The organism is Oceanisphaera ostreae, from assembly GCF_042676125.1.
Lineage (GTDB): Bacteria > Pseudomonadota > Gammaproteobacteria > Enterobacterales > Aeromonadaceae > Oceanimonas > Oceanimonas ostreae.
In genome coordinates this window covers 38,713-64,288 of sequence record NZ_JBHTJS010000048.1, presented here as the reverse complement: position 1 = coordinate 64,288, position 25,576 = coordinate 38,713, and the positions used below count along the sequence as shown (strand labels likewise).

Below are 25,576 nucleotides of genomic sequence, written 5' to 3'. Positions count from 1 at the left end.
TCAGCCCTTACCATTAAAGATCCCTTTTCGCCCTTATCTCATCTTAATTTTTCCGTGTATTCAGTGTATTCCGTGGCAAAAATACTCTTTGGCTCTTTATGCTTTTAATCTGTGGCTTAAATAATAGCGGACAAAAAAATACCGAACCTAGTAGGTTCGGTATTTTTTAGTGAGTAGAGTAGTAAGTAACAAGTTGGGCTATCTATTTACCCTCCAGCTTCACTCTTTAGCTACGAGTTTAGTTATTCGCGTCGTTATCTTCCATTATTTCATCAATTTTACGGTCGGCAGCATCGGCAGCATCGTCTATTGCTTTGCCGGCTTTATCTAGCTGCTCATTGGCTCCGTCTTTAATATTGGTGGCGGTTTCATCCATCGACTCACCCATTTTTTCCATGGTGCCTTTTTCTTTCAGGCCCAGATTTTCTTGGGTGTCATCGGTCAATTCTTGGCTTTTTTCTTGTACCTGTTCAATTGACTCATCTAAGTTTTCACCGGCTTGTTCTGCTGGGCCTTTATTATCACAGGCAGCAAGACCAAAGGCAGCAACAGAGCTCAATAGTAATACATTAATCCATGATTTTTTCATTTCATACTCCTCGTTGAATATCTATTACGACTCAGGGTCGTGTGTCTACCCTTCTATTAATAGCTCAAAGATGAACATGAGAACAAGTGCTTTAATATTTAAAAACACCAAGCTATTTATAAAAAATGATACTAATCAACGGGTAACGAGTTATAGCGAAGCAAGCTGTCGTGATTAAACCTAAAAATAGCGCTCACATATGACGAAGTCTGTCATTTGCGATAGATAAATATGGCGAGGAGTAAGGGGAAGAGGACAACATTACACTAAATCTAAAAGGTAGCGCCCGGCGCCTAGCACCAAGCGCCCAGCTAACAAAAAACACAGCCTTTGGTTTCCTGGGGGCTAGGCGCTTTATTTTCTTATGGCTCGATAGTGCTTTCTAGAATTTCATTGAGCCGCTGCTCTGCCTCTTGTGAGGCTTCTTGAGTGGCCGTTTCTAGTTCTTCTTTTTGCTGTTCTATCACTTTTTGATCGGGTGCGCTGTTGTTAAGGGGATCAGCTGTCGCAGTGTTGCTATCAAATTCTTGGGTATCTGATGGAACCTGGTTATCCATAACTTGATCTATGTTATCGCCAATGTCGGCAGCAGGGCCTTTAGGCTCGCAGGCAGTCAGACCTAGCAGGGCCGTCAGTAAAAAAGTAGATAGTAAGGCGCGCATAATAAATTTCCTTAACTGAAAGATAAGACACTGGGACAGTTACACACAGAGCCGTTAAATGGATAAAAAAAGAGGGCACCAATTATGGTGCCCTGAGTATTTTTTTCAATATGGATGTGTAACTGCGGCCAGTTACTTACGACGCCAGCGAGTACCCTCGGGGCTATCTTCTAACACGATCCCCATGGCGGTGAGCTGATCTCGAGCCGCATCGGCTGCTGCCCAGTTCTTGCTTTGGCGGGCATCTAAACGCGCCTGAATCAGTCGCTCTATTTCTGCCACTTCGTCGTCGTCGCCTGTGGTGCCGCGTAAAAACGCCTCAGGGTCTTGATTCAATAATCCCAGTACGTTGGCCAGCTCACGTAAACGAGCCGCCAATCCGGCGGCGGCGGTGTCGTCTTTGCCTTTTAGACGGTTAATTTCACGGGTGAGATCAAACAAGGCTGAATAGGCTTCGGGGGTATTAAAGTCATCGTTCATTGCGGCTTTAAAGCGTGCAACAAACTCATCACCACCGGCCGCTGGTACGATTGGCAGATCGCGCAGGGCGGTATAAAAGCGCTCTAGTGCACTGTGGGCTTTGTTGAGGTTGTCGTCTGAGTAGTTAAGCTGGCTACGATAATGGCCAGACAGCAGAAAGTAACGGATGGTTTCACCGTCGAAGTGTTCTAGCACGTCACGAATGGTAAAGAAGTTGCCTAACGATTTAGACATTTTTTCTTGATCTACCATCACCATGCCCGAATGCATCCAGGTGTTTACATAGGGGCTGTGGTTGGCGCAGCAGCTTTGAGCTATTTCGTTTTCGTGGTGCGGAAACTGTAAGTCGGAGCCGCCACCGTGAATGTCGAAGTGCTTACCCAAGTGCTTACCGTTCATGGCGGAGCACTCAATATGCCAGCCTGGGCGGCCGAGGCCCCAAGGAGATTCCCAGCTGGGTTCGCCGGGTTTAGATTGCTTCCACAATACAAAGTCGAGCGGGCTGCGCTTGCTTTGCTCTACTTCTACGCGAGAACCGGCCTGTAGTTGCTCTAAATCTTGGCCCGACAGCTTGCCGTAGTCAGCAAAGCTGCTGACTTCAAACAATACATCACCGTTGTCGGCAACATAGGCATGACCGTCTGCAATCAGGCGTTGCACCATGGCGATGATCTCAGGAATATGGTGAGTAGCCTTGGGCTCTATATCGGGGCGGGCAATGTGTAAGGCATCAAAGTCTCGGTGCATTTCAGTCGTTAAGCGCTCGGTAAGCGCCTCGCAGCTTTCGCCATTTTCGGCGGCGCGTTTAATAATTTTGTCGTCAATGTCGGTGATATTGCGCACAAAGGTGAGATCAAGCCCGAGGTAACGCAGATAACGCGTAACCACATCGAAGGCCACGAAAGTGCGACCATGACCAATATGACACAGGTCATAAACGGTGACACCGCAAGCGTACATGCCGACCTTGCCGGGCGTTAAAGGGATAAATTCTTCTTTTTGTCGGGTCAGGGTGTTATAGATTTTCAGCATGGTTCCGCATCTTGGTCAGGGTGTGAAGGGATAATTACACCACTATTGAACCTTTAATGGCAATTTGGTGCAAGCCTTGCCGCTCTTGGGGGTTCGCTAATAGGGCTGCTTGCGTTAAAATCAAAGCCTAAATCGATTTAATCTGGATATTGGATAACAATTATGGTCACTCTACACACCAATCACGGCGACATCACTCTGAATTTGTTTGCCGACAAAGCGCCGAATACCGTTGCTAACTTTTTGCAATATTGTCGCGATGGTCATTATGACGGCGTGCTGTTCCACCGTGTTATTGACGGCTTCATGATACAGGGCGGCGGTTTTAGTGCCGACTTCAAAGAAAAAGCGACTCGCGAGCCGGTTAAAAACGAAGCCGATAACGGCTTATCTAACAAGATAGGCACTGTTGCTATGGCGCGCACCTCGGAGCCGCATTCTGCCTCAGCTCAGTTTTTCATTAACGTGGGCGACAACGACTTCTTGAATTTTAAGTCTGCGACTAGCCAAGGTTATGGCTACTGCGTGTTTGCTGAAGTAGTAGAAGGTATGGATGTGGTCAATAAGATCAAAGACGTGGCTACCGGTACTCGCGGTTATGTACACCAAGATGTGCCAGTAGAAGACGTAGTGATCACCAGCGTGACCGTTAGCGAATAAGCTTGGTTGCTGCACACACTGTGTTATCAATAATATATGCCCGCCGTTGAGCGGGCTTTTTTAACCCCTCACCCATGAGCCTGCCCTTGAATCAGACCACTCTGTTTATTGCCGACCTACACCTCAGCGCCGGACGGCCAGACATTACTGCTGCCTTTTTGCGCTTTATGCAACAAGAAGCCGTGCACGCCGAGGCCTTGTATGTGCTGGGTGACTTGTTTGAGTTCTCTATAGGGGATGATGAACCCAGCCCCCTGAACGATGAAGTAGCCGCAGCCTTTAAGGCCTGTGTTGAGCAGGGCACCCCCGTTTATTTTATTCACGGTAATCGTGATTTTATGGTGGGGCGACGCTTTGCTCGGCAAGCTGGTGTTATCTTATTGCCCGAGCATAAGGTGATTGATTTATACGGTGAGCGAACATTGATTATGCACGGCGATACCTTATGTATTGACGATGCGGGCTATCAGCGTTATCGACGAGTGACGCGTTGGGGTTGGCTACAATGGCTTTTTTTACGGCTACCGCTCACCTTTCGCATGAACATTGCCGACGGCATTCGTAGTAAAAGCGCCCAGTCAAAAGAAGTGAAGGTCATGCAGGTGATGGATGTGAATCAGGCCGAGGTAGAGCGGCAAATGCAGCGCTACAAAGTACGCTCGCTTATTCACGGCCATACTCATAGACCCGACATGCATACACTGTATATAAAAGAACAAGCAGCCCAGCGCGTCGTTCTTGGCGATTGGTATACCCAAGGCAGCGTGTTGGTGGTTAGCCCGCAAGGGATGGAATTGCAAAACCGCGTATTACCAGCAAGCTGAGGAGCCCCCATGCGGATACTGGTTGTGGAAGATAATCCGGATATTCTGGTGAATATCGTCGATTACCTTACTTTGAAACACTGCGTGGTAGATGCCCTATATAACGGCGCCGCGGCCTTAAACCAGCTCCGGCAGCAGGAATATGATTTGCTGGTGCTGGACTTATCGCTGCCGGGACTAGACGGCTTGGCGCTGTGTGCTCAGTTGCGCGCCGAGCAAAACCCACTGCCGGTGGTGATGCTAACCGCCCGCGATACCCTGAACGACAAGCTCGGCGGCTTTGCGGTGGGGGCCGACGATTATCTGGTTAAACCCTTTGCTCTGCCCGAATTGTGGTCGCGCATTCAGGCGGTGCTTAAACGTAGCCAAAAACAGCAAGTCAGGCAGCTTAAGGTGGCCGACCTAACGCTGGATCTCGATCTACGCCAAGCCAGCCGTGACGGACACGCCGTTAGCCTTAATCCCAAATGTTTAAAGCTGCTCGAAATCTTGATGCGCCATTCGCCCCATGTGGTGAGTCGTGACACCTTGATTGATCAGCTGTGGGCCGATGATCCCCCAGACAGCGACGGTCTTAAGTCGCACATTTATCTACTGCGCAGCCAGCTCGATAAACCCTTTGATTGTACCTTGCTGCATACGGTGCACGGTCAGGGTTATCGGCTAGCCGTTGAGGATAAATAAAATGTCGATGACCATTAAATCTCGACTGCAACTGGCGTTGAATTTGGTGATAGTAGCCACCAGCTCGCTGGCGGCGGTGGGCATGGTGTTGCTGATCTTCTGGTTTGAAGACACCCTATTTTACAACCATCTGCAAAGTGATTTAAGCGATCAAATTCGCAATCATCAGCGCGTGACCACGCCGTTGGTGCTGCCGATGACGGACACTACCTACTACAAGTTGCCGCGATCCGAGCAACAACTGTTGCCCGAGATGTTTCGTGGCTACCCTCAGGGCGGGCACGAAGTGCTATCTGCCAACAAAGCCTACAACTTGCTGGTGCGCCACGATGGCGACTGGGTACATGTGCTGGTGCAGGATCAGAGCGAGTTTGAGCGTTATGAACTGTTGGTATTTGTGGGGGTAGGGTTTGGCGTTTTGCTGGTGTGGGGGCTGGGCTTTGTGCTATCTCGGCGTTTGAGCCGGCAGATCTTGCAACCGATATCGCGCCTCGCCGCCGCCGTCGCCAGTTTGCCACAACAGCTGGGCAGTCGGCTCGAAATGGATTACCCCCACGACGAAACCGGCCAGCTGGCGCGTAGCTTCGATCACTACGTATTACGCGTGAACGAACTTTTGCTGCGTGAGCAGCAGTTTTCTGCCAATGCCAGTCATGAACTACGTACCCCCATGATGGTGATCCGTGGTGCGGTAGACATGCTAAAAGAAGGCGAACCACCCGCCGCCGAGCTGCGTCAGTTGCAACGTATCGACGGGGCCTTGCTACAAATGCAGCAACAAACCGAGTTGTTTTTACAGCTATCCCGCACCCCCGACTCTTTGTCGGGCAAAAACGAGCAGCAACCATTAGCCGATATCGCCGCTCGGCAATTGGCGCATTGGCAGCCGCTGGCCGATGCCAGAGGATTGACGCTGCAACTTGAGGTAAACGGTGAGGTGGGACAGCGGCCCGCTACCATGATGGTCGCAGTGCTGAATAATCTGCTACGTAATGCCATGCAGCACACCTTGGAGGGAGAAATACGGCTGGAGCTAGATGCGCACTATTTGCGGGTGCTGGATACCGGCAGTGGCATTGCTCTGGCGGCACAACAGCAAGTTCGTGAGCGTGGGGTGAGTGCTGCCAACCCCGAAGGCTTTGGGCTGGGGTTGGCGATAGTCGAGCGTATTTGCGAACATCAGGGCTGGCGGTTGGCGTTATCCAGCCCCGACGGCACCGGCACTCAGGCGACGGTTTATTTTGACGAGGCCTGATTGAGAGCGATCCGGCCTTGGCCACGACAGCCGTTGAAGACATCCAGCTGTGCTTGGTAAAGGTCGGTCGACACATTCATCAAGCCTAAAATAGAGTCAAACAGGTTGTCGTGGGAATAGACGCTGTTCTTGGCGTCCTGTCGCAGGCATTGCTCGTCCAGTTGCTTGTCGGCCACAAAGGCGTCGGAGAACCAGGTTAGCATAGGCACATGGGTCTGCTCTGTGGGTGCCAGTGAATAGGGCATACCATGCAGATACAGCCCAGACTCACCCAAAGACTCGCCGTGATCCGATACATACAGCATGCCGGTGCTTAGATTTTGGCGCTGCTTCAATAAGGTGATCACCTTACTCATGATGTAATCGGAGTAATACAGGGTATTGTCATAGGTATTGTTCAGCTGACGGGCGTCACAATTTTGAATATCACTACGCTGACAATCGGGCTGAAAGTGAGAAAACTCGGCGGGATAACGCTTGTAGTAGGTCGGCCCGTGGCTGCCCACCATGTGCAGCACTATCATGTTATTTTGCTCACTCAACTGGTCGAGCTGGGCGCTTAAGCCATCCAGTAACACCTGATCCTGACAATAGTCGCCGTCACACACCGGCGTGTTGGCGTCGGGCTTGAATTCAATGGTCTTAATGCGCTCGCACACGCCTTTACACCCGCCGTCGTTCTCCAACCACAGTGTATTAATGCCAGCTCTTTGTACTATGTCCATCAGATTATCTTGGTTGGCGGCCTGAGTATCAGAAAAATCCGACTTGGACAGGCGTGAAAACATGCAAGGCACCGACACGGCAGTGGCGGTGCCGCAGGATGACACTTGCTGAAAATAGGTTACCCCAAGCGGCTGGGTAAAGGCATTGGTGTCTCGCTCATAACCGCCGTACTGAAAATTATCGGCACGGGCAGTTTCACCCACCATTAGCACCAGTAGCTGCTTGCGGCTATCCGGTGATTGGGCGGATAGGGTGGCGTCTTCACCTAGCGGGCGATAGGGGATGTCTTCCTTGAAATAGGTATCTTGCACATAGCCATACAGGCTGTGGGTGAAGTGGGTGGGAATGATCATCTTATTCAGGTAGGCGTTGTTTCTGCCAACCGAGGCGTAGTCTTTGTAGTAAAAAGTCGCGATCAGTAAAATTACCAGCGCCGATACTATGATGGAGACTAATTTCATCAACAGCTCTCGCACCACAGTGCTGCGCTTGATGTGCAGTTTCAGGATTAAGGCGGCTGGTAATACGCCGGTGAACACAAACCAGAGACCGGCGGTCAGGTTTAAGTAAGATTTGGCTTCGCCGGCGTTGGTTTCCAGAATATTGACGATCATGTCTCTATCGACGATGGTGCCGTAGTTGTACATGGCATAGCTAAGTAAGGATGAGAGCAGAATAAAGAATATTAATACCGGCTTTTCGCAACGAAAAACGGTGAACAAGCTGAATATGGCGTTGAAACAGGCGACAAAAAACAGCGGTATGGTTAACACAAAGCCGGGGCTCACCTGGTCCAGCGCATTGATAATACCAAGCAGCTTGGCCAGCAGGGCAACATTGAGCACCAGAAAAAAATAGCCGGCGCTGAACAACACCAGCCGGGCGGGTGTTAAGCCGAATGCGGGCCTAGATTGAGCGGACTTATGTTGTGTCGGCGCATGTGATGCCGACACAGCAGAAGGGGGTGTGAATATGGACATTGTTAGACTCCAGTCAGAAACGAAATGAGGTTACTCATTTCATGCTAAGCCCAGAGAGGTAAAAAAAAGGTCAAATATAGCGCCATGCTTCGACCTTTTTTTCACCTATTGCAGTGCAAACTAACGGTGTCAGATTACTCCTCATATAACTAACCGAGTGCAACGGCTAACTGCAGACAAAGCAGGTCATCCTTAAGATGGGATATTGATAGGAAATCGACGCTGCTAAAGGGTAGTGACGCTGGCCGTTGATGACGGGCCTGACATATAATCATGCGTCTTGCGGCTGAAAAAGTATCATGTTCGACTTATCGCAGGGCACACCAGACACATAATAGAAAAACGGAATCGCTTGTTATGAAACCAGGAAAAATAGGGCTGGCGCGTATTGTGGCTGCATTCGGCTATTCATTACGGGGCCTAAAGGCGGCCTATCGACACGAGGCGGCTTTTCGTCAAGAATGTTGGTTGGTGGCGGTGTTGTTGCCCATCGCCCTTATCTGGAACGTAGGGTTGCTGGCAAAAGCGCTGCTAATTGGCAGTCTGTTGCTGATATTGATTATCGAGTTGTTAAATTCAGCCATTGAGGCGGTGGTGGATCGTATTGGACCGGAATATCACGAACTATCGGGCCGAGCCAAAGACATAGGGTCGGCAACCGTACTACTGGCGCTACTAGTGGCTGCGATAACGTGGGGTCTGGTGTGGCTCGACAGCCTCGGGTAACATCATAATTGCCTTACTGCACCAACACGGTGTAAACATTGGGTTAACGCACCATTAACAACTCTAATGAGGTTATTTAAAGTATTCATTTCTATTATGACAAGAACGAATCTAGTATGAGGTTATGCGCTTAGTCCGGTTACTCATTAAGCGGCACAATAACCCTTAGTTACGGTCATATAGGAAGGATCTCTTACCATGCAAATGCCAAGAACTCTGAATATTCCCAACGGTGAAAAAGTCCAGGGTATGTTTTCCAAGCAAGAAATGGCTTCACGTCAGACTAAACTGCGCGGCTACATGGCCAGCAACGACGTAGACGCTGTGTTGTTTACTTCTTATCACAACATTAACTATTTCAGTGATTTTGTGTACTGCCGCTTTGGCCGTGACTACGGTTTGGCCGTGACCCAACACATTCATACCACCATTACTGCCAACATTGATGGTGGTCAGCCATACCGTCGTAATGCATTGGGCGACAATCTGGTGTATACCGACTGGCAGCAAGACAGCTTCTTTTATGCGGTCAAGTCGCTGATTGGCGGCGCGCGTCGCATCGGTGTTGAATTCGACCACCTTAACTTGCAAAATCTCGATAAACTAAAAGTAGCCTTCCCAGAAGCTGAATTTGTCGATATTGGCGTGCCCACCATGAAAATGCGCATGATCAAGTCGGCGGAAGAAATCGCTGTGATCAAGCACGGTGCCCGCGTGGCCGATGTAGGCGGCGCCGCTATTCGTGACGCTATTGGTGTGGGTGTGCCAGAATACGAAGTTGCATTGGCCGGTACTCAAGCCATGGTGCGTGAAATTGCTAAAACCTTCCCTCATGGCGAGCTCATGGACACTTGGGTGTGGTTCCAGTCGGGCATTAATACCGACGGTGCTCACAACCCAGTGACTAGCCGTAAAATTGAAGCCGGTGACATTCTCAGCCTGAACACCTTCCCGATGATTGGTGGTTACTACACGGCGTTAGAACGTACTCTGTTCAGCGAGCATGTATCCGACCGTCACCTAGAGCTGTGGGAGCTGAACTGTAAAGTACACCGCCGTGGCATAGAGTTGATTCAAGCCGGTACTCGCTGCTGCGATATCGCTCACGAGCTGAACGAAATCTTTGCCGAGCAGGATGCGTTGCAATACCGCACCTTCGGTTACGGTCACTCTTTCGGTACCCTGAGCCACTACTACGGCCGCGAAGCCGGACTGGAACTGCGCGAAGATATCGAAACAGTACTGGAGCCGGGCATGGTAGTGTCTATGGAGCCGATGATCATGCTGCCAGAAGGCATGCCGGGTGCCGGTGGTTATCGTGAGCACGACATTCTCGTGATTAGCGAAACCGGCGTTGAAAATATCACAGGTTTCCCATTCGGGCCTGAACACAATATTATCAAGGGTTAATACACAGAGGCTCGCCAGTTTGGCGAGCCTCTTTTATTTATGAAGATAAACCATCATTTATTATGATGAAATTGACTTAATTGTCATAGATTTAACAGTTATTGGTAATAACAGAGACTCGTTATTGCCAAGCTACTTCTGGTGAGGCCGGTTACTACCGGTGGAATCAGGGATTGTGCAACCAGCGTGAATACACGTCGCTCAGAGAGGTAGAAATTATGTTGTCTCACTCATGGACCATGGGTAGTTTTGTTTATTTAAATGTCGGCATTCTGGTATGGGTCGTACTGGCCTATTGTTATCGACAGTTCATCTACAAGCCGCGTCATGAAGACTAAATAATCAGGCTTGTTGCTCGAGTTAATCAGAGTTAAAGGGAATGTATGATGGATAATTATGACTTGTTAAACTGGGGGCTGTTACTGGGCTCCTTTGGCATCTTGATATTGATCGGCTACCTGTCGAGCCGCGCGATCAAAGACAGTGACGCCTCCGGCTTTCTGGTGGCAGGGCGCAGTTTAGGTCCATTTGTGGGTGCTGGTACTATAGTCGCCACTGGGTTTAGTGGCTGGGGCTTTATGGGATCCCCTGGTGTTGCTTACGAGTTTGGCTCGATAGAAGTGCTAGGTAACTTCTTTTTTGCGCCGGCCATGGTCATTGCCGTGTTGTACTTTGCGCACTTTTTGCGCCGTCGTGCCGAAGAGTTGGGCAGCTGTACCATACCCGAGTATGTATCTCAGGTGCACGGCGGTGGCTCAGGCATTGAGCGTTGGGTCAAGGGCGTTGCCGCGGCTATTACCATAGTGCTGCTGCTGGTGTTTCTGACCAGTCAAATTAAGGCCGTGGGTCTGTTGGGAGCCTCTTGGTTGGGCATCAGCCTGACGGAAAGTGCACTGTTGATGATTGGCGTGATTATACTCTACACCATGCTGGGTGGCTTGGCTGCTGTGGCCTGGACCGATACCTTGATGGTAGTGGGTATGTGCGTCGGTGCCGTGGTGATGATGGTACAGATTTTTACCGATGTGAATCTGACCGAGTTTATCGAACGGCTGAATGCGGTTGATCCTGAGCTGCTCAATCCGACGACTGCGGCGCCTTATGGCGAGAGCAAGAGCTCTGTGTTCCTGGTATTACCTTATGCCTTCCTGTTTACTGCTGTGTTGCCTTATATGGCGGTACGCTTCCTGGCATTCAAACCGTCGGTGAAGATGCATCATGTGGCAATTTGGGTAGCTCCCTTGGGCATTTTGTTGAGCTTGGTGCCGATTATTGGTATGTATGTGCGTATCGCTCATCCGCCACTGGCCGACTCGGATCAGGCGATGCCGGTATATTTGGCTACGTTCTTGCATCCAGCACTAGCAGGGATCATTACCTTGTTTATTCTGTTTGCCATGAAGTCAACGGCTAACTCGCTACTGCATACAGTATCGAGTGCGGCTTCTCACGACATGCGCACCGCTCTGTTTCCCAATAGCACCGCGAGTAACCAGCGTATCTTATGGATCAACCGTAGCTGGGTGGCTATTCTTGGCTTAGTCGGATTTGTGATGATGCTGTTTGCACCGCCCTTCATGTTATCTTGGTTGGGCATTCTCGGTTCAGGTACCTTGCTGGCAGTGATGATTGGGCCGGTGTTTATCTCTACTTTCTGGCAAGGCAATGCTTACGGCGCCTTGGCCGCCATGTTCACCGGTCTGTTCACCAGCGGCACTTTCCTGCTGTTCACCGATGTGGGCTGGGTAGAAGGACCGCTATACGGTTGTGCCGCTTCCAGTGTGGTGTATATAACCGTTAGTATGATGACGAAAAAAGTAAGCTCTGCCGCTATGGCTCGCAGCTACTGATATCATCGGCTTGCTTGTAGAATAAAAGTAGTCGAATAAAAAAAAGCCCGGATCTTCCGGGCTTTTTCATGCCGTTCTGACAGAGATAATCGGGCGCTACATAAAGCGGTGTCGGTTATAAGTGGTCCGCCACAAGGCACTTTGGGTAAGTTCAACTAAAGTATTGATATCGAAGATAGGAACTTGTACATCTTCCTGAATGGCAGCAGAAAAAGCGGATAAGTCAGTACACTCCAGAATAAGTACATCAATATCATGCTGTTTTTTTAATTCTCTAGCTGACTCACGTATTTCCTGCTCCATAATCTTGATATCAAAATTGTGCCGCTCTCCTTCCACGATACATGTCCAGAAATGTTCTTTACTTTCCATCCCTTTGATAAACAAGCTGTCTTGGTGAACAATTCCTACACCTTCAAGGTGTTTGGGTGTTAGTGCCTGTTTACTCGCGGTAAGAATACCAATACGGACCTTCGGAGAATACATCATCTGTAGCAATGGAACCTGCAGCAAACTTGAGAGCAAAACCGGAATGTTAACTGCAGCTGCAATATCCCTTTGATATAGAGCCAGAAATCCACAGCTGCCTGATTGCTTCAACTCCACTCAGTTCCAGCTCCTTAGCCGCCTGAATAAAGGGCTCTATTAAGTCTGGTGTCGGCTCGAATAATAAACGTCTTACATCTACACCTTTAACAACATGTTGAACGGTGGGGAATTTAAATGTTGTCGGATTTCTAATGTGACCACTGGGTTTGGGGAATTTTGAATCCAAACAGATAATGCCAATCGGAGTGTCGTAATGAGCAATCCCACCTTGAATCAACATGAGTCATCTCCATTATTTTTAATATAGTTAGATTGTTTTTTATTGTAAGGGTTAAGGGTACATCTGAACTAATGCTTAAAGAAAACGTGCCGGTGATAGCGCCGTCGCCAGTTCATTTGGTTGAAGGTTGGACAGACAGTCAGCCACTAATTGACCTGTTAAGGCTGCTAATGTCATGCCGAGGTGGCCATGACCAAAAGCCAGTATGACGCGTTTATTGTCAGGAAGGGGACCGATAACGGGCAATGAATCGGGAGTGCTATGACGTACTCCCATCCAGCGCGAAGCTACCGAGACCGGACGTCCAAATAGGCTTTCTGCCCACTCCTGCATATGCAGGTATCTGTCTTGTGCTGCTGGCGCTGTCGGCCGAGCAAATTGCGTGGTACCAGCAATGCGGATGCCGTGATTCATTGGGGTCGCATAAAAATAACGTTCGAGCCAGCCGACGGGCCGGTTCAGCACCAAATCATTATCGTTCAACATCAGGTGATAGCCTCGCTCACTCACTACTGGGAGTTTTACTTTCAAAGAGGCGAGTAGCTGCTGATTCCCCATGCCTGCACAAAGTACTACGGTGTCGGCGACCAATTCCTGTTTGCTCGTTCGGACCAGCACTTTGTCACCTGATTGTTTGATGGCATCTACTGATAGTTGTTGATAGCTCAATCCCTGCTTCAACAGTTGCTCATAGAGTTGTGTGCTGAGTTGCTGGGGATTGCGCAATGACCAAGTGTCAGGATACCAAAGGCCTCCTTCCAAGCCTTGAGGATTCAACCCGGGCTCTAGTTTCAGCAGTGCATCTCGATCTAATGCTTCACACTGCACCCCGTCTAGTTGTTTTGCGGCGGCCAGTTTTTCCAGCTGTGAGCCAATGGTGGAGTCTTGACGATAAATTTGCAGGCAACCTTTGGTCTGGTAAAGTTTATTCGATCCTATATTTTTTAGTAACTGCTGCTGCAATAAGCTTCCTCTAGCGACTAATTCGACTAAAATTTTCTTGTTTTTGGTAAAAGCTTCGTTGCCGGTTGCACGCAAAAAAGTATGACTAAAGCTGGTCAATTCCGGCAGATAATGAGGAGCAATCGATAATGCACGTTTTTTGCGGAGCATCTCCTTGAGCATAGAACACAGGCTGTCAGAATTAGATAATGGAGTGGTGGCATAATTGGCAATAAGACCAGCATTTCCTGACGAGGTACCCGAACCAGGCTGATTTTCATCTAGTAAAGTTACTTGGTAGCCTTTGTCCAATAGTGCTTTCGATACGGACAGGCCGACAATTCCTGCACCGATAACTATGACATTTTTCATATTAAGACAACCACCTTATTGGTGTAATGATAGCTAAGATATATATTATAAAAGCATGCGTTATGATAATTAATGACAAGTACGTCTTTAAAGGGGGGGCTCTGCACCCCCCTTTTTCTTTTTACTCTTAGTTTTTTTTATAAAAATTATAGGACATAACGCCTATAGCTAATGCCGTAATAATGCAGGTAGCGGATACTGCATAAATAACAAATTCGAACCAATGCATATCTGAACTCCCAATTATTAATTATTTCGAACAGCGGGTGAGCTAACTCGATTATCTTTAAATGCTTGATAAATTATGGTAAAGACCGTCAGATTAGCTAATACACCGGCGACTAGAGCGGACAGCCCCGTCAGGCCGATTAGATCCCAAGGGCCCCATTTCCACAAAATAGTAATCAGAGCACCGGCAATGATTGCACTTATAGCTGACTTACTGCACTTAAGATCAAAGAGAACTCCGAGAATGAAAGGAATTAGTATAGTCGGCGCCCATAGTGAATAACTGATCAGCAGAGCATCAATGATAGAGGTCGCATATAAGGCGAATATAACTGCTCCACAACCTATTAACAGATTTACTAAGCGTTCCATCCATAGTTTTTGCTTCTCGCTGATGTCGGGGTTGATAAATGGCTGGTAGATATCCTTAACAAAGATGACCGACGCCGAATTAAGATAAGAGTCGGCAGTCGACATTACTACAGCTAGTAGAGAGGCAAGAACCAGGCCGGTGATGCCTAGAGGTAGAGCGGTTTTAATCAGTTCGGGCATTGCTAGGTCTGGGCTGATATCTGGGTACAGGATTAGAGCGATTAGACCAATGGTTGAGCTGACAAAATAGAACAGAAAACCAAATAATCCTGAAATCGTATAGCCGATCTTTGCATTGCGAGCGTCGGGTGCTGCCAGTGCACGTTGGGTATAAGGAGGGACTAGAGTTTCACCGAGCAGAAAAGCAATAAACAGGCTGATAAACATACCAGGACCGTAATCGCCCATAATACTAAAATGACTATCAGGTAATTGGGCAATCAGCTGTTCAGCCCCACCCATTTCATTGATACCTATTAATAATGTAATTGGCATGAAAATGGCAAGCATCAAAAACTGAACTACATCGGTCTGTATTACCGCCCACATGCCGCCTACGGTGGAGTACAGTACTACTACTCCCATGCCGATCAAAATGCCGGTGGTAATATTGATGCCCATAATTGCATTGAATACGGTTCCAACTGCCAATGCTTGGGCTCCCAAGATCCCTATACAAAATATTAGTGAAAAGATACCTGTGATCAGTCGAGCATAACGGCCGAACTGTTGTTCCATTATGTCGCCTACCGTATGAGCGCCGATATACCGCTTCAGTTTTGGTGCAATGAAGATACCTGTTAAAACGGTGGCAATGGGAAAGGCACTGGCTGCAAACATAAAGGCGTAGCCGTGATCAAATGCCTGTCCGGCGCGGCCCATAGAGGCCCCTCCCCCGAGAAAGGAGGCTGCCAAAGTCGCAAACAGGATGGGCCAAGTAATTCTGTTGCCGGCAACAGCAAAGTCGGCACTGGAGTTTACTTTTTTGGCACTTCTAAAACCTATGTAACCCAGCAGTATGAAGTAGGCCAACAGGCCCATTACATCTAAGTGGTGCATAACACTCTCCTACGTCCATTGTTTGTTGTGAGAATGTATTCATTATGTTAATTGTCGTGGTATAAAATCAAATAATACTTTTTAATAGAAACATAAAATAAATCTATACCATTTTGACTAATAAAATACTTTATTCGAGACCGATCATGAACCCTAAAATAAATGCAAAACAATTATATATATTTCAAGAGGTTATAAGTAGCGGTAGTATCAGCAAGGCGGCAAGACGCTTAGGTCTGACACAACCGGCGGTGAGCACTGCGATTGCCAACTTGGAGAGTGATATAGGATTTATGCTATTTAAACGAAACCACTATGGTACCGAAATGACCATAGAGGCTAAGTCCTTTTCCGAAGGGGCTGAACGAGTGCTAAGGGCATTAAGTGATTTGGGGGAGCTGGCTGAAAATCTGAAGAATGGTAGGGTTGGGAAATTACAAATAGGTTGCATGCCGGGACTGTCAACTCTGGCACCTAAAATTGTTGCTAGTTTTATGCGCAGTAATCCCGATGTGAAGCTATCTTTGCAGACATTTCCATCTAGAAAGGTAGAAGAATGGGTTGCGGGTGGCCATTTTGATCTTGGAATAGTGGAGAAACCGCAAGAAAAAAAGGAGTTGGAGGTCTTTCCCTATAGTTTCAGGATGATTTGTGCCTTGCCACCAGGTTCACCATTGGTCGATAAAAAGGAGATCACCATCGAGGATCTGGAGGGCAGGCCGCTCATTACTCTGGGTGATGCGCATCAAAGTACCATGCGGTTGCGTAGCCTTGCTTATAAGCACAACTGTTCTCTTAATGTAGTTGCAGAAACGCAGCTGTTTCCCTCGGCTATGGCCCTAGTCAATGAGGGAGTCGGCTATGCGCTGATCGATCCGATTACAGCCATGGAATATGGTAGAAGAAATGATAACACAGTTGTATTACGGCCTTTTACGCCACAAATCGACTTCGAGGTGGCTATTATCTTACCGAGTTTTCACTTGGTCTCTCGGCTCTGTCATCAGTTTCAGAGTGCTTTAAAAGAGGAACTCGATAAGATGGCCGTATCTTTAAATAGATAGGTTGGTGCGATAAGTGCTTCTTGGGTTAATGTTACAGGCTGTGGAGGCCTTGCTTTAAGTAGTCGAGCAGCATGTGTGAGGCGGACGTTAGCTTATTTGGCTCGTAACAGAAACCGATAGACAGATTACCGAGGGATGGGCAGGGCGCAAAGGTAACTGAGGCTTCCAGCCCTTCAGGTACCGTACTTTTGGACAAAGCGCTAATACCCAAACCCGCCTTAATAGCAGCATGAATACCCAACAGACTAGAGGTACTGTAAACTATGCGCCAGGGCAGATTGGCTTGGTTAAGGGCGTTGATAATGGTCTTGCGATATAGACAGCCCTTGGGGTAGAGGATTAGCGGCAGGGGCTCGCCGGGTTCTAGCATCAGGTTATTACCGCGTAACCATACCAGTGGCTCTGTGATGTAGTCTGTCAGGCGCGGTTGGAGCTGGCCATTTTCTTCTATTGCCATAACCAGATCGTATTCGCCCTTGCCGTAATCCTGCAATAGATTGGTGCTGATGTCGCTGCTTACATCCAGAGTCACGTTGGGGTAGGCTTGAGCAAAACGACCTATGGCTGTGGCCAGAAAGGAGACTTCAAAATCGTTGGGGATCCCTAACCGCACCGAGCCGCTAACCTTGGGTGCACTCAATCGCGAGACTATGGCATCGTTTAAATCTAGCATCTTCTGCGCATAGCCCAGTAGCAGCTGGCCTTCTTCGGTTAACTGTATACCGCTGGATCGATGGAACAGCCGGATATCGAGCAGCTCTTCTAACCGCTTCACTTGCAGGCTTATCGCCGGTTGCGAACGCCCCAGCCGCTCACCCGCAGGAGTGAAGCCCCCCAGCTGATTAATAGTGACAAAAGTACGTAACAAGTCCGTGGGAAGATTCTTCATCCTGAAATGCCATCATTTTAGAGATTAATGTTTGTATTATTAGCATTAATTTCATAAATGGGGAAGGGAGCAGTAACAGTTAAGCGCAAAGGTACATATTAAAACAGCCAGACTCGATAACCGTCGTCTTCTAATCCGAGAATATCAATCTGACCATAACTGCATTCTGGGCCTTTAACCAAGGGCACCACTTGGCCAGTACTTTGTTCATGGCCAAAGGCAATCACGCAGCTTTCACAGGCGCCCTGTACCACACCCAAATCCAGCAGTTTGCTAAACAATGGGTTTAGTTGATGCTTGCAGTTGGCCAGTAAACCCGGCCAGGCGGAACCTTCGGCGGCAAAATATAGCTCACTGGTATTACCGCGTTCATGAGCCTGCAGCGCATGGGTTAATGCATGAAAGACGCGGCCTTGTTCTTGTTCACCGGCATAAACGACAAAGGCATGCTTCTTATTCATATTCGCTCCTGGGTTACGTGTATTGAGTACGTATATGTAAGTCATGCCGTTAGGCCGCGGTACGCCATACGCTGTAAGTCAAAGCAAGACGGTGCTTATCTTTACGTAAGGCGTCCGCGTGTAGCTATCTTTAACAGGTCTGTTATTCAGACGTGTTATCAGTTGGCTTCTTGCGCTTAGGCGGAGCCATACCGTCATTGGAGCCTAAACCTGTGCCGGGAGTGAGTCGGTCACTGCGATCTTTAAGTGCTTTTTCTGGTTTTGCTGGTCTTTTAGCCGGTTTATACGCGTTGGGGCCGCCTTTGCCTTTATAGCCATTACCTCTGGCTTTGGCCGGGGCGGTTTGTTTCTTACTGGGCATGATGCCTTTAAATTTGCCTTCGAAACCTTCAAAAGTCATAAAGCTAATATCTTGCTGCAAGAAGCTCTCAACGCGTTTGAAGGCATCCCAATCTTTAGGGCCAACCAGTGACATGGCTACGCCTTTAGCGCCCGCGCGGCCAGTACGGCCAATACGGTGGACATATTCTTCGGCTTGCTTGGGCATATCGAAGTTAACCACCAAGGATACCTGCAATAAATCTAAGCCGCGTGAGGCCACATCGGTGGTGATCAGCACTTTTTGCTGGCCACGACTGAAGCGATCCATAATGCGATTGCGTTCCGACTGGCTCATGTCGCCACTAAGTGCCGCCGTAGTCAGTCCAGTTTGTTGCAGCAAGGTTGCCAAGCGCTCGGTGTCGGGGCGAGTGGCGGTAAAAATAATGGCCTGCTGATAAGTTTGGCTGGTTAAAATATGCTGCAATAAGGCTTGCTTGTGATCGAGGTGATCACATAAGTAAAAGCGTTTTTCAATATCCGCATGCTCGGCATTAGCCGCGCCTACCGCGATACGCTTCGGTGCTTTCAGCAGTTTTTCTGCCATCTCATTGACTTCGGCATGATCGAGGGTGGCCGAGAACATCAAGGTTTGACGGTGGCGATGATCGGCGGCGTCATTAATCTGATTTAGTTCTTTAGAAAAACCCAAATCCAACATGCGATCCGCTTCATCCATGATCAACAGCTCTAGGCCGTTGAGCATTAATGAGCGCTCATTGAGATGATTGGCTAGACGACCCGGAGTCGCCACTATGATATGGGGTTGCCTACGTAACAGCTTGATTTGATCGTTGAAGTTTTCGCCACCCAGCAACAGGGCAATATTGAATGAGGTGCCACTGGTGACTGAGCGCAGCTGTTCATATACCTGCTTGGCTAGCTCACGGGTGGGCGCCAAAATCAGCGCCCTAGGGTCGCGTTTGCTTAGAGCCTTGGTTTTGATTAGTCGTTGTAGCGAGGGCAGCAAAAAAGCCAGCGTTTTGCCCGATCCAGTTTTAGAAGAGGCGATCAGGTCGTAGCCGTTGAGAATAACGGGAATGGCTCGGTCTTGGATCTCGGTAAGGGTGTGAAGCCCCTGGTGCTCCAAGGCGGCTAGAAGACGGGTGTCTAAACCAAGATCTTTAAACTGTTCGGGTTGTTGCGCCAAAGTACTGCTCCGATTGAAGATAAAAATAACAAAGAAAACGGCCGCCATTGTATAAGAGTTTTACCCATATGTATTGAAAAGAGCATGGGAAGAGCAAGGGGCATATAAACAAGCCAAAAGCTTGAAGCTTAGAGCTGAAAGAAAGACAGCGGATTTGGTTTTAGCTTTAGGCTTGCAGCCTGTCACTAGCTTTCTTTGCGACTTATCGCAGCTGACTGTCTTTACTGGCGCGGCGATTGATGCCCTCGGAGCCTGTGCGCTCTTTTTCTAGTTCTGTCTGGCATGCAATGCACAGTCGTACGCCGGGTATGGCTTTGCGGCGCGCCTCGGGAATGAGGGCATCACATTCCTCGCAATGTCTTAAGCTGTCGCCGGCGTTAAGATGGCTTCTGGCATCTTTTACTGCATCTTCTACGCTGGCATCAATTTGATCTTGTACGGCGCCATCGCGCGACCATCCACCTGCCATGTTATGTTCCCTCCGAATGATGATGTTAGTTCAGTGCTTATTACCGAAGACAGTAGCAAGCACCAGACTCTTAGCTAAACAAATGGGCTAAAGATTTTTTGTCACGGAATCCACGGAACGCACAGAAAAATTAAGTTAAGTAGAGATAAGATCGAAAAGTACCAAGTGATTTTATTAGTAAGAGCCAGCCCTTCGGGCAGCGATAAGCTTGAAGCTGTAAGCCATCAGCTAAGACTTTAACCCAGCGTAGCAGGATGGTTTGGCTTTTAGGTCTCATGTTGTTCTCTTCACTCTTTATGCTTCACCCTTAACAGGTTTTTATTCAGATTTGATCTCTATTTTTCTGTGGGTTCCGTGGATTCCGTGGCAAATATGGTTTTAGGTTTGATGTTATATCGTCTTCTTCACCCATCACCCTGCACAGATTTCACTTATTTACCTAGAAACTCCCCTAAGGGCCTTAAGTTGGCCACGTGATCACACAGCGATTTGATGACCATTAGTAACGGAGTGGCAATAATGAGCCCCACAGGGCCCCAGATCCAACCCCAAAATAGCAGGCCAACGAAAATGGCTACCGGGTTAAGGCTAGACAAATGACTGGTGAGCCAAGGGGTCAGCACGTTGCCTTGAACACTGGTAATGGCCAAAGACGTGCCCGCTACAATGAAGGCCATGTCTAGGGTGCCAAACTGCAAAAACGCCGCCATGCCGGTACCAAAAAAAATCAATATCGGACCCAGATAAGGAATACCACTGGCGACTCCTGCCAGTACGCCCCAAAGTCCCGCTTGTTCTACATCTAAAAACCAGAACGCCAGCCAGGTTAATCCCCCGACGAACACGGAGCTTAATAGCATAACAAACAAAAATCGGCGTACCTGATGATGAAAGTCATCCATAATATGCGTCGCTTTGCGCATTCGCTCAAACGACGGGCCCGAAATACGGATTATTTTCCGTCGGTATAGCTTGCCCACAGCTAATAAAAAATACACTAACAGCAGGGCGGAAAGGCTTTGTGACACCATGACGAGCGCGGCTGAAGCTCCCCCCATTAAAAATTCTTGCACATTAAATGGCTTTTCAACAATACGCACTGAGGTCACCCCCGGAGTGCGGACTTTTTTCTCGCTGGTGCTGTCTTCAATTTTTTTGGCGGCCTCTTGTGCTTTTTCTATTATGTTCGCTTCTTTAGGTGGGCCACTGGCGGATGAGCGTTGAAATTTGCTGACGGCTACGGGAACTTTGTCGAGCATGGCAATCGCTTCACGCTGCAAGGGAATGCTGGCGCTGACCATAATCGCGAGTAACAGGGTCACGATGGCTGCGGCGCTAATAGGGCGAGGAATGTTTATCTTATCGAACGGCGATAATAAAGGGTCCAGTGCGTAACTAATAAACACCGCCACAATCAAGGGTAGTAACACCGATTGTGCCCAGTCGATAAAAAAGATACAGGCAAGCGTTGCCAGTATGATGACTGACGCATTGCGGGCATTAAACGCATCAATTAGAGGCGGTTGATTGTTGTCAGTTCTTCTGCGATTAAATGGGCCTTCCTGATGGTCTGTCATTAATGCTACGTCCAGTGTGTGGGTTTAATCAGTGTAATCTTATTTTGACCGTCGCGCTCGGCACGCCGACCGATTACCTTTGCTTTGATCATAGCCGAAACATAGCCTGAGCATAAAGCCACAGCCGCCATCGAGTCATTGCTCGAATCAAACGGTGCTTTTGGCTAGTATCCCTAGGGTCTGTTGACCTTTCGAGATGATTTTTGCAGCGGTTTGTGGGGGCTTTATACAAGGCATCGCTTGTGCCATGGAGTTATTCTCCATCAATAAGCGATAACGCCGTAGAAAGGCGCCACAAATGCTGCCCTTCGGGTTTACAAAATTTAACCACGAAAGGTCAACAGGCTCTTGAGTCTGTTGAGCTGCGAGCGTGCCAAGGAGGCATTAGTATGACTACACCGTTTGAATCTCACTCAGGCCCGGGGCGCGGCCTCACCAGAGAGTTGATTGAAATTGTCTTCCCTATGTTCGAACAGGCGAGTGCTGGCGCGATTGCGGTCGATAAAGATAGTCGTATCACCTGGATTAACAGCCGTTATGCCAAATTGCTGGGGCTGACCGATACCCATGGTGTAATAGGTCGACCCGTGTTGAGTGTGATCCCTCACAGCCGTATGCCCGAGGTGGTCGACAGTGGTCGCCCCTTATTACTGGATATCATGGAATATCATAGCCAGCAGCTGGTGGTCACTCGCTTACCTTTTTTTAATGATGAAGGGCAGATCAGTGGTGCCGTGGCTTTTGTTTTGTTTGATGACTTACAGCCGCTCACGCCCTTGGTCAGCAAGTATCGCAGTTTGCATAAAGACTTGCTGGCGGCCAAACGAGCCTTGGCTAAAACAGGGCGCAGCACCCGCTACCAACTCGGTGACTTTATTGGCGCCAGCCCCTCCGTACTGGAGGTTAAGCGCCGTACTCGGTTAGCGGCAGGGCGAGAGATTCCGGTGTTGCTATTAGGCGAAACCGGCACCGGTAAAGAGGTATTAGCGCAGTCACTGCATGCGTTATCGGCTCGCATGGAAGGCCCCTTCGTGGGGGTGAATGTGGCGGCGATTCCCGAAAACCTGTTGGAGGCCGAGTTTTTTGGCGTGGCACCGGGTGCTTTTACCGGTGCCGACAAACGAATGCGCGAAGGTAAGTTTCAGCGAGCTCAGGGGGGCACGCTGTTTTTGGATGAAGTGGGAGACATGCCACTGGGTTTGCAGGCTAAATTGCTGCGCGCGCTGCAAGAGCGAGAGATAGAGCCGCTGGGATCAAATCAGATAATACCGATAGATGTGCGGGTGATTGCCGCCACCAGTCGAGATTTAACCGCCATGGTGGCGGACGGGAGCTTTCGTTCGGATCTTTATTATCGTCTTAACGTATTGGAAATTCAGATACCGCCGCTGCGTGAACGGCCCGCCGATATTGGCATTTTGTGTGAGTTTTTGTTGGAAGATATTTGCAGCGGTCACGAACGTACCGAAATTACCGACGCGGCGGTGAAGTTGCTGAGCCAACACAGCTGGCCCGGTAACGTGCGAGAACTGCGCAACGTGCTAGAGCGGGCTTTTACCATGAGCGAGGGCGCCGAAGTGCTGGATATTGCCACCTTACACCGGGTGTTACCCGAAGCTGTGTTACCTATAGCGCAGGGCGTTGAGCCACAGAGAGCTGACGTTGAGCATCTTCTGCCGGTCTCGCCTAGCAATGACACCCTACCCACGCAAGGTGTGGTTCGCCCCTTGGCAGAGGTGCTGGCTCAGGCTGAAGCCGAGGCAATTAGAGCGGCCTTGGCGCAGTGCCAGAATAATCGCAGTCAGGCGGCGCGCTTGTTGGGTATTTCGCGATCGGTGTTTTACGACAAGTTAGCCAGACTGACTTGCCTGTCTTGAATGTCACACAGGTGTCCGAATTTCAGGATGCCGTTTTCAATATTACTCCTTTTACTGTCTGTTAAGTCAGACAGTTCATTATACAGTCTCATTTGAATTTTTCGTTAAACCCGCATGTAACATGGTGTTTACATAGTTGGCACATTTAGTGCTTGGTAATATAGGCAAGCACTTGGTAACAGCGAGTGAAGATGAGTAGCGTGTATCGCCATGTTCGGCGATGCCAAAGGACTGAATAAAGAAAAAGGAAATATCTATGACCATCAAGCATCAGTTGTCTACGTTAACGCGAGCCATGGCCGGCGCCGCTCTGTGTGCCACGGTAATTAGTGCCCCAGTGGCGGCCAGCGAAAAAGTTCGCTGGCAGGTTCCCCTGGCGTTTCCTTCGCATTTAATTGGGCTGACCACACCAGTTAAGCACTTGTCTGAATCCTTGTCGGCGGTGTCGGGTGGTGACGTCAAGCTGCGTTATTACGAGCCCGGTGAGTTAGTACCTCCCTTCGAAATCATGGATGCAGTCAGCTCGGGCAAGTATCCTGCCGGTTATACCTGGGTAGGATACGATCAGGGCACCATTCCCGCGTTGCCACTGTATTCTGGCGCACCTTTCAATATGGAGCCACCGGCTTATCTGGCCTGGTATTACGAAGGCGATGGCAAGACGCTGCTAGAAGAAATTTATGCCGAGCGCAATATTCATCCCATGCTGTGCAGCATCATAGGCCCAGAGGGTGCCGGTTGGTTTAAAAAGCAAATTACCAGCCTAGAAGACTTCGAGGGACTGCGCATTCGCTTTGCCGGTATTGGCGGCAAGGTGCTAGAAAACTTAGGCGCCTCGGTCACCATGGTGCCCGGTGCCGAAATATTTCAGGCACTAGAGCGTAACACCATAGATGCCACCGAGTTTTCTCAGCCAGCCATCGACAAGATGCTAGGCCTAGATCAAATAGTAAAAAACTACATTATGCCCGGCTGGCACCAAACCCTGACCACCTCGCACCTGCTGGTTAACCAAGATGTATGGCAGAAACTAAAGCCAGAAACCCGCGCGTTAATCGAAATGGGTTGTGAGTCGGCCACGCTCAAAGGCTTTGCCCAAAGCGAGTGGGCGCAACCGACTGCATTGCGCGATTACGAGAAAGAAGGTGTGAATGCTCAGGTGTTGCCCGAGCCGGTATTACGTGAGCTAGAAAAAGTCACTAATAAGGTGATGGATGACATGGCGGCCGAAGATGAAATGTTCAATCGTGTGCTTACCAGTCAGCGTGACTTTATGAAACATCACTCCATCTGGCACGGCAAGGGTTACCTGCCGCGCGACTTCTACCAATACGATTAATCCTGACTGACGGCGGCGGGCCTGTGGCCCGCCATGTTGATGACTGTTTTATCAGGAGGTCTTATGTCTCAGGTTCCAACGCAACCGAGTTCGTCATCCCCATCTCATACCCCGGCCCTCCATGCTCAAACCGCAGAATTGCCTAGCAATTGGTTATCGCACCGGCTAGACGCTTTTGTGTTGGCCATCGGTCGGCTGAGCTCTTGGCTGTGGCTGGCGGTATTGGTGGTGGTGTTAACCAATGTGTTCAGCCGCTTCGTGCTGTCGGCAGGCTCCATTGCCCTAGAGGAATTGTCTTGGCATCTGTTTGGCATCGCCATGATGCTGACGTTGGGGTTTGCGGTAGTAAAGGACGATCACGTGCGGGTAGATGTACTGCGCGAAAAGTTCTCGCTGCGCACCCAGTCCATTATCGAATTGCTGGGCATAGTGCTGCTGGCTCTGCCGATTATTACTTTGATGATTGATGCGCTCTTGCCTTATGCCTGGAAGGCCTATGTGTATAACGAACGCTCTCAGGCCCCCAGCGGGCTGCCGTATCGGTTTATTTTTAAAAGTATGCTGCCTATTGGTCTGATACTGGTGGCCACAGCGCTATTCTCACGCGGTTTACGCTGCATGACCTTATTGTTTGCCTTTCCCAGAGCGTTAGCGCCCACGGCGAAGTCGTCTTCACATATGAAATAAAGAGG

At 49.1% G+C, this 25,576-nt stretch carries 24 protein-coding genes; 11 read left to right on the top strand and 13 right to left on the bottom strand.

The window, feature by feature from the left end:
• Positions 1-238: 238 nt before the first annotated feature.
• The 3 genes from ACFQ1C_RS12680 to cysS all read right to left on the bottom strand — a co-directional run bounded on the left by ACFQ1C_RS12680 (position 239) and on the right by cysS (position 2,763).
• On the bottom strand, positions 239-589 hold the full coding sequence (locus ACFQ1C_RS12680; RefSeq protein WP_379558987.1) for a hypothetical protein: 351 nt from the start codon (positions 587-589) through the stop codon (positions 239-241).
• Positions 590-951: 362 nt separating this feature from the next.
• Positions 952-1,251, bottom strand: coding sequence for a hypothetical protein (locus ACFQ1C_RS12675; RefSeq protein ID WP_379558986.1), 300 nt, complete (start codon positions 1,249-1,251; stop codon positions 952-954).
• A gap of 132 nt (positions 1,252-1,383) precedes the next feature.
• The gene (gene cysS / locus ACFQ1C_RS12670; RefSeq protein ID WP_379558985.1) at positions 1,384-2,763 is read right to left on the bottom strand and encodes a cysteine--tRNA ligase; all 1,380 of its coding nucleotides are present in this window, start codon (positions 2,761-2,763) and stop codon (positions 1,384-1,386) included.
• Positions 2,764-2,925: 162 nt separating this feature from the next.
• Between cysS and ACFQ1C_RS12665 the strand changes: the two genes are divergently transcribed.
• From ACFQ1C_RS12665 to ACFQ1C_RS12650, 4 genes are all read left to right on the top strand, one after another.
• Positions 2,926-3,423 (top strand): peptidylprolyl isomerase, encoded by a 498-nt coding sequence (locus ACFQ1C_RS12665; protein ID WP_379558984.1) that lies wholly within the window; start codon positions 2,926-2,928, stop codon positions 3,421-3,423.
• Positions 3,424-3,509: 86 nt separating this feature from the next.
• Positions 3,510-4,247, top strand: coding sequence for a UDP-2,3-diacylglucosamine diphosphatase (gene lpxH, locus ACFQ1C_RS12660; protein WP_379558983.1), 738 nt, complete (start codon positions 3,510-3,512; stop codon positions 4,245-4,247).
• Between the two features lie 9 nt (positions 4,248-4,256).
• Positions 4,257-4,931 carry a response regulator transcription factor gene (locus tag ACFQ1C_RS12655; RefSeq protein ID WP_379558982.1) on the top strand — a complete coding sequence of 225 codons (675 nt, stop codon included), beginning with the start codon at positions 4,257-4,259 and terminating at the stop codon, positions 4,929-4,931.
• A 1-nt stretch (position 4,932) separates the two neighbouring features.
• On the top strand, positions 4,933-6,186 hold the full coding sequence (locus tag ACFQ1C_RS12650) for a sensor histidine kinase (RefSeq protein WP_379558981.1): 1,254 nt from the start codon (positions 4,933-4,935) through the stop codon (positions 6,184-6,186).
• On the opposite strand, the gene ACFQ1C_RS12645 is transcribed toward ACFQ1C_RS12650, so the two are convergent.
• Positions 6,168-7,892 (bottom strand): phosphoethanolamine transferase, encoded by a 1,725-nt coding sequence (locus ACFQ1C_RS12645; protein WP_379558980.1) that lies wholly within the window; start codon positions 7,890-7,892, stop codon positions 6,168-6,170. The genes ACFQ1C_RS12650 and ACFQ1C_RS12645 overlap by 19 nt on opposite strands.
• Before the next feature lie 357 nt (positions 7,893-8,249).
• Here ACFQ1C_RS12645 and ACFQ1C_RS12640 point away from each other — a divergent pair, with 357 nt between their 5' ends.
• The 3 genes from ACFQ1C_RS12640 (at position 8,250) to ACFQ1C_RS12630 (ending at position 11,878) form a co-directional block, all read left to right on the top strand.
• Entirely contained in the window at positions 8,250-8,618 is a 369-nt protein-coding gene (locus ACFQ1C_RS12640) for a diacylglycerol kinase (protein WP_379558979.1), read from the top strand.
• Positions 8,619-8,816: 198 nt separating this feature from the next.
• Positions 8,817-10,028 (top strand): M24 family metallopeptidase, encoded by a 1,212-nt coding sequence (locus ACFQ1C_RS12635; protein WP_379558978.1) that lies wholly within the window; start codon positions 8,817-8,819, stop codon positions 10,026-10,028.
• Between the two features lie 383 nt (positions 10,029-10,411).
• Positions 10,412-11,878 carry a sodium:solute symporter family protein gene (locus ACFQ1C_RS12630; RefSeq protein ID WP_379558977.1) on the top strand — a complete coding sequence of 489 codons (1,467 nt, stop codon included), beginning with the start codon at positions 10,412-10,414 and terminating at the stop codon, positions 11,876-11,878.
• Between the two features lie 96 nt (positions 11,879-11,974).
• On the opposite strand, the gene ACFQ1C_RS12625 is transcribed toward ACFQ1C_RS12630, so the two are convergent.
• The 4 genes from ACFQ1C_RS12625 to ACFQ1C_RS12610 form a co-directional block, all read right to left on the bottom strand.
• Positions 11,975-12,484 carry a hypothetical protein gene (locus ACFQ1C_RS12625; RefSeq protein ID WP_379558976.1) on the bottom strand — a complete coding sequence of 170 codons (510 nt, stop codon included), beginning with the start codon at positions 12,482-12,484 and terminating at the stop codon, positions 11,975-11,977.
• Positions 12,414-12,707: a hypothetical protein gene (locus ACFQ1C_RS12620; RefSeq protein WP_379558975.1), complete on the bottom strand. Its 294-nt coding sequence runs from the start codon at positions 12,705-12,707 to the stop codon at positions 12,414-12,416. Before ACFQ1C_RS12620 ends, ACFQ1C_RS12625 begins: the two co-directional genes overlap by 71 nt.
• Before the next feature lie 75 nt (positions 12,708-12,782).
• Entirely contained in the window at positions 12,783-14,021 is a 1,239-nt protein-coding gene (locus tag ACFQ1C_RS12615) for an NAD(P)/FAD-dependent oxidoreductase (protein WP_379558974.1), read from the bottom strand.
• 246 nt (positions 14,022-14,267) lie between these two features.
• Complete coding sequence (locus ACFQ1C_RS12610; RefSeq protein ID WP_379558972.1) at positions 14,268-15,680, bottom strand: sodium:solute symporter family protein; 1,413 nt, start codon at positions 15,678-15,680, stop codon at positions 14,268-14,270.
• Positions 15,681-15,826: 146 nt separating this feature from the next.
• On the opposite strand from ACFQ1C_RS12610, the gene ACFQ1C_RS12605 reads away from it, so the two are divergent.
• The gene (locus tag ACFQ1C_RS12605) at positions 15,827-16,744 is read left to right on the top strand and encodes a LysR family transcriptional regulator (protein WP_379558971.1); all 918 of its coding nucleotides are present in this window, start codon (positions 15,827-15,829) and stop codon (positions 16,742-16,744) included.
• A 31-nt stretch (positions 16,745-16,775) separates the two neighbouring features.
• On the opposite strand, the gene ACFQ1C_RS12600 is transcribed toward ACFQ1C_RS12605, so the two are convergent.
• The 5 genes from ACFQ1C_RS12600 to ACFQ1C_RS12580 all read right to left on the bottom strand — a co-directional run bounded on the left by ACFQ1C_RS12600 (position 16,776) and on the right by ACFQ1C_RS12580 (position 21,668).
• Positions 16,776-17,633 (bottom strand): LysR substrate-binding domain-containing protein, encoded by an 858-nt coding sequence (locus tag ACFQ1C_RS12600; protein ID WP_379558969.1) that lies wholly within the window; start codon positions 17,631-17,633, stop codon positions 16,776-16,778.
• Between the two features lie 98 nt (positions 17,634-17,731).
• Positions 17,732-18,094 carry a hypothetical protein gene (locus ACFQ1C_RS12595; protein ID WP_379558968.1) on the bottom strand — a complete coding sequence of 121 codons (363 nt, stop codon included), beginning with the start codon at positions 18,092-18,094 and terminating at the stop codon, positions 17,732-17,734.
• A 142-nt stretch (positions 18,095-18,236) separates the two neighbouring features.
• Positions 18,237-19,622 carry a DEAD/DEAH box helicase gene (locus tag ACFQ1C_RS12590; RefSeq protein ID WP_379558967.1) on the bottom strand — a complete coding sequence of 462 codons (1,386 nt, stop codon included), beginning with the start codon at positions 19,620-19,622 and terminating at the stop codon, positions 18,237-18,239.
• A gap of 202 nt (positions 19,623-19,824) precedes the next feature.
• On the bottom strand, positions 19,825-20,091 hold the full coding sequence (locus ACFQ1C_RS12585; protein WP_379558965.1) for a DksA/TraR family C4-type zinc finger protein: 267 nt from the start codon (positions 20,089-20,091) through the stop codon (positions 19,825-19,827).
• Between the two features lie 431 nt (positions 20,092-20,522).
• Positions 20,523-21,668: an AI-2E family transporter gene (locus ACFQ1C_RS12580; RefSeq protein WP_379558964.1), complete on the bottom strand. Its 1,146-nt coding sequence runs from the start codon at positions 21,666-21,668 to the stop codon at positions 20,523-20,525.
• 389 nt (positions 21,669-22,057) lie between these two features.
• Here ACFQ1C_RS12580 and ACFQ1C_RS12575 point away from each other — a divergent pair, with 389 nt between their 5' ends.
• From ACFQ1C_RS12575 to ACFQ1C_RS12565, 3 genes are all read left to right on the top strand, one after another.
• Positions 22,058-23,545: a sigma-54 interaction domain-containing protein gene (locus tag ACFQ1C_RS12575; RefSeq protein ID WP_379558963.1), complete on the top strand. Its 1,488-nt coding sequence runs from the start codon at positions 22,058-22,060 to the stop codon at positions 23,543-23,545.
• Positions 23,546-23,801: 256 nt separating this feature from the next.
• Positions 23,802-24,884 carry a TRAP transporter substrate-binding protein gene (locus ACFQ1C_RS12570; protein WP_379558962.1) on the top strand — a complete coding sequence of 361 codons (1,083 nt, stop codon included), beginning with the start codon at positions 23,802-23,804 and terminating at the stop codon, positions 24,882-24,884.
• 63 nt (positions 24,885-24,947) lie between these two features.
• Positions 24,948-25,571 carry a TRAP transporter small permease subunit gene (locus ACFQ1C_RS12565; protein WP_379558961.1) on the top strand — a complete coding sequence of 208 codons (624 nt, stop codon included), beginning with the start codon at positions 24,948-24,950 and terminating at the stop codon, positions 25,569-25,571.
• The last annotated feature ends 5 nt before the right edge of the window (positions 25,572-25,576 follow it).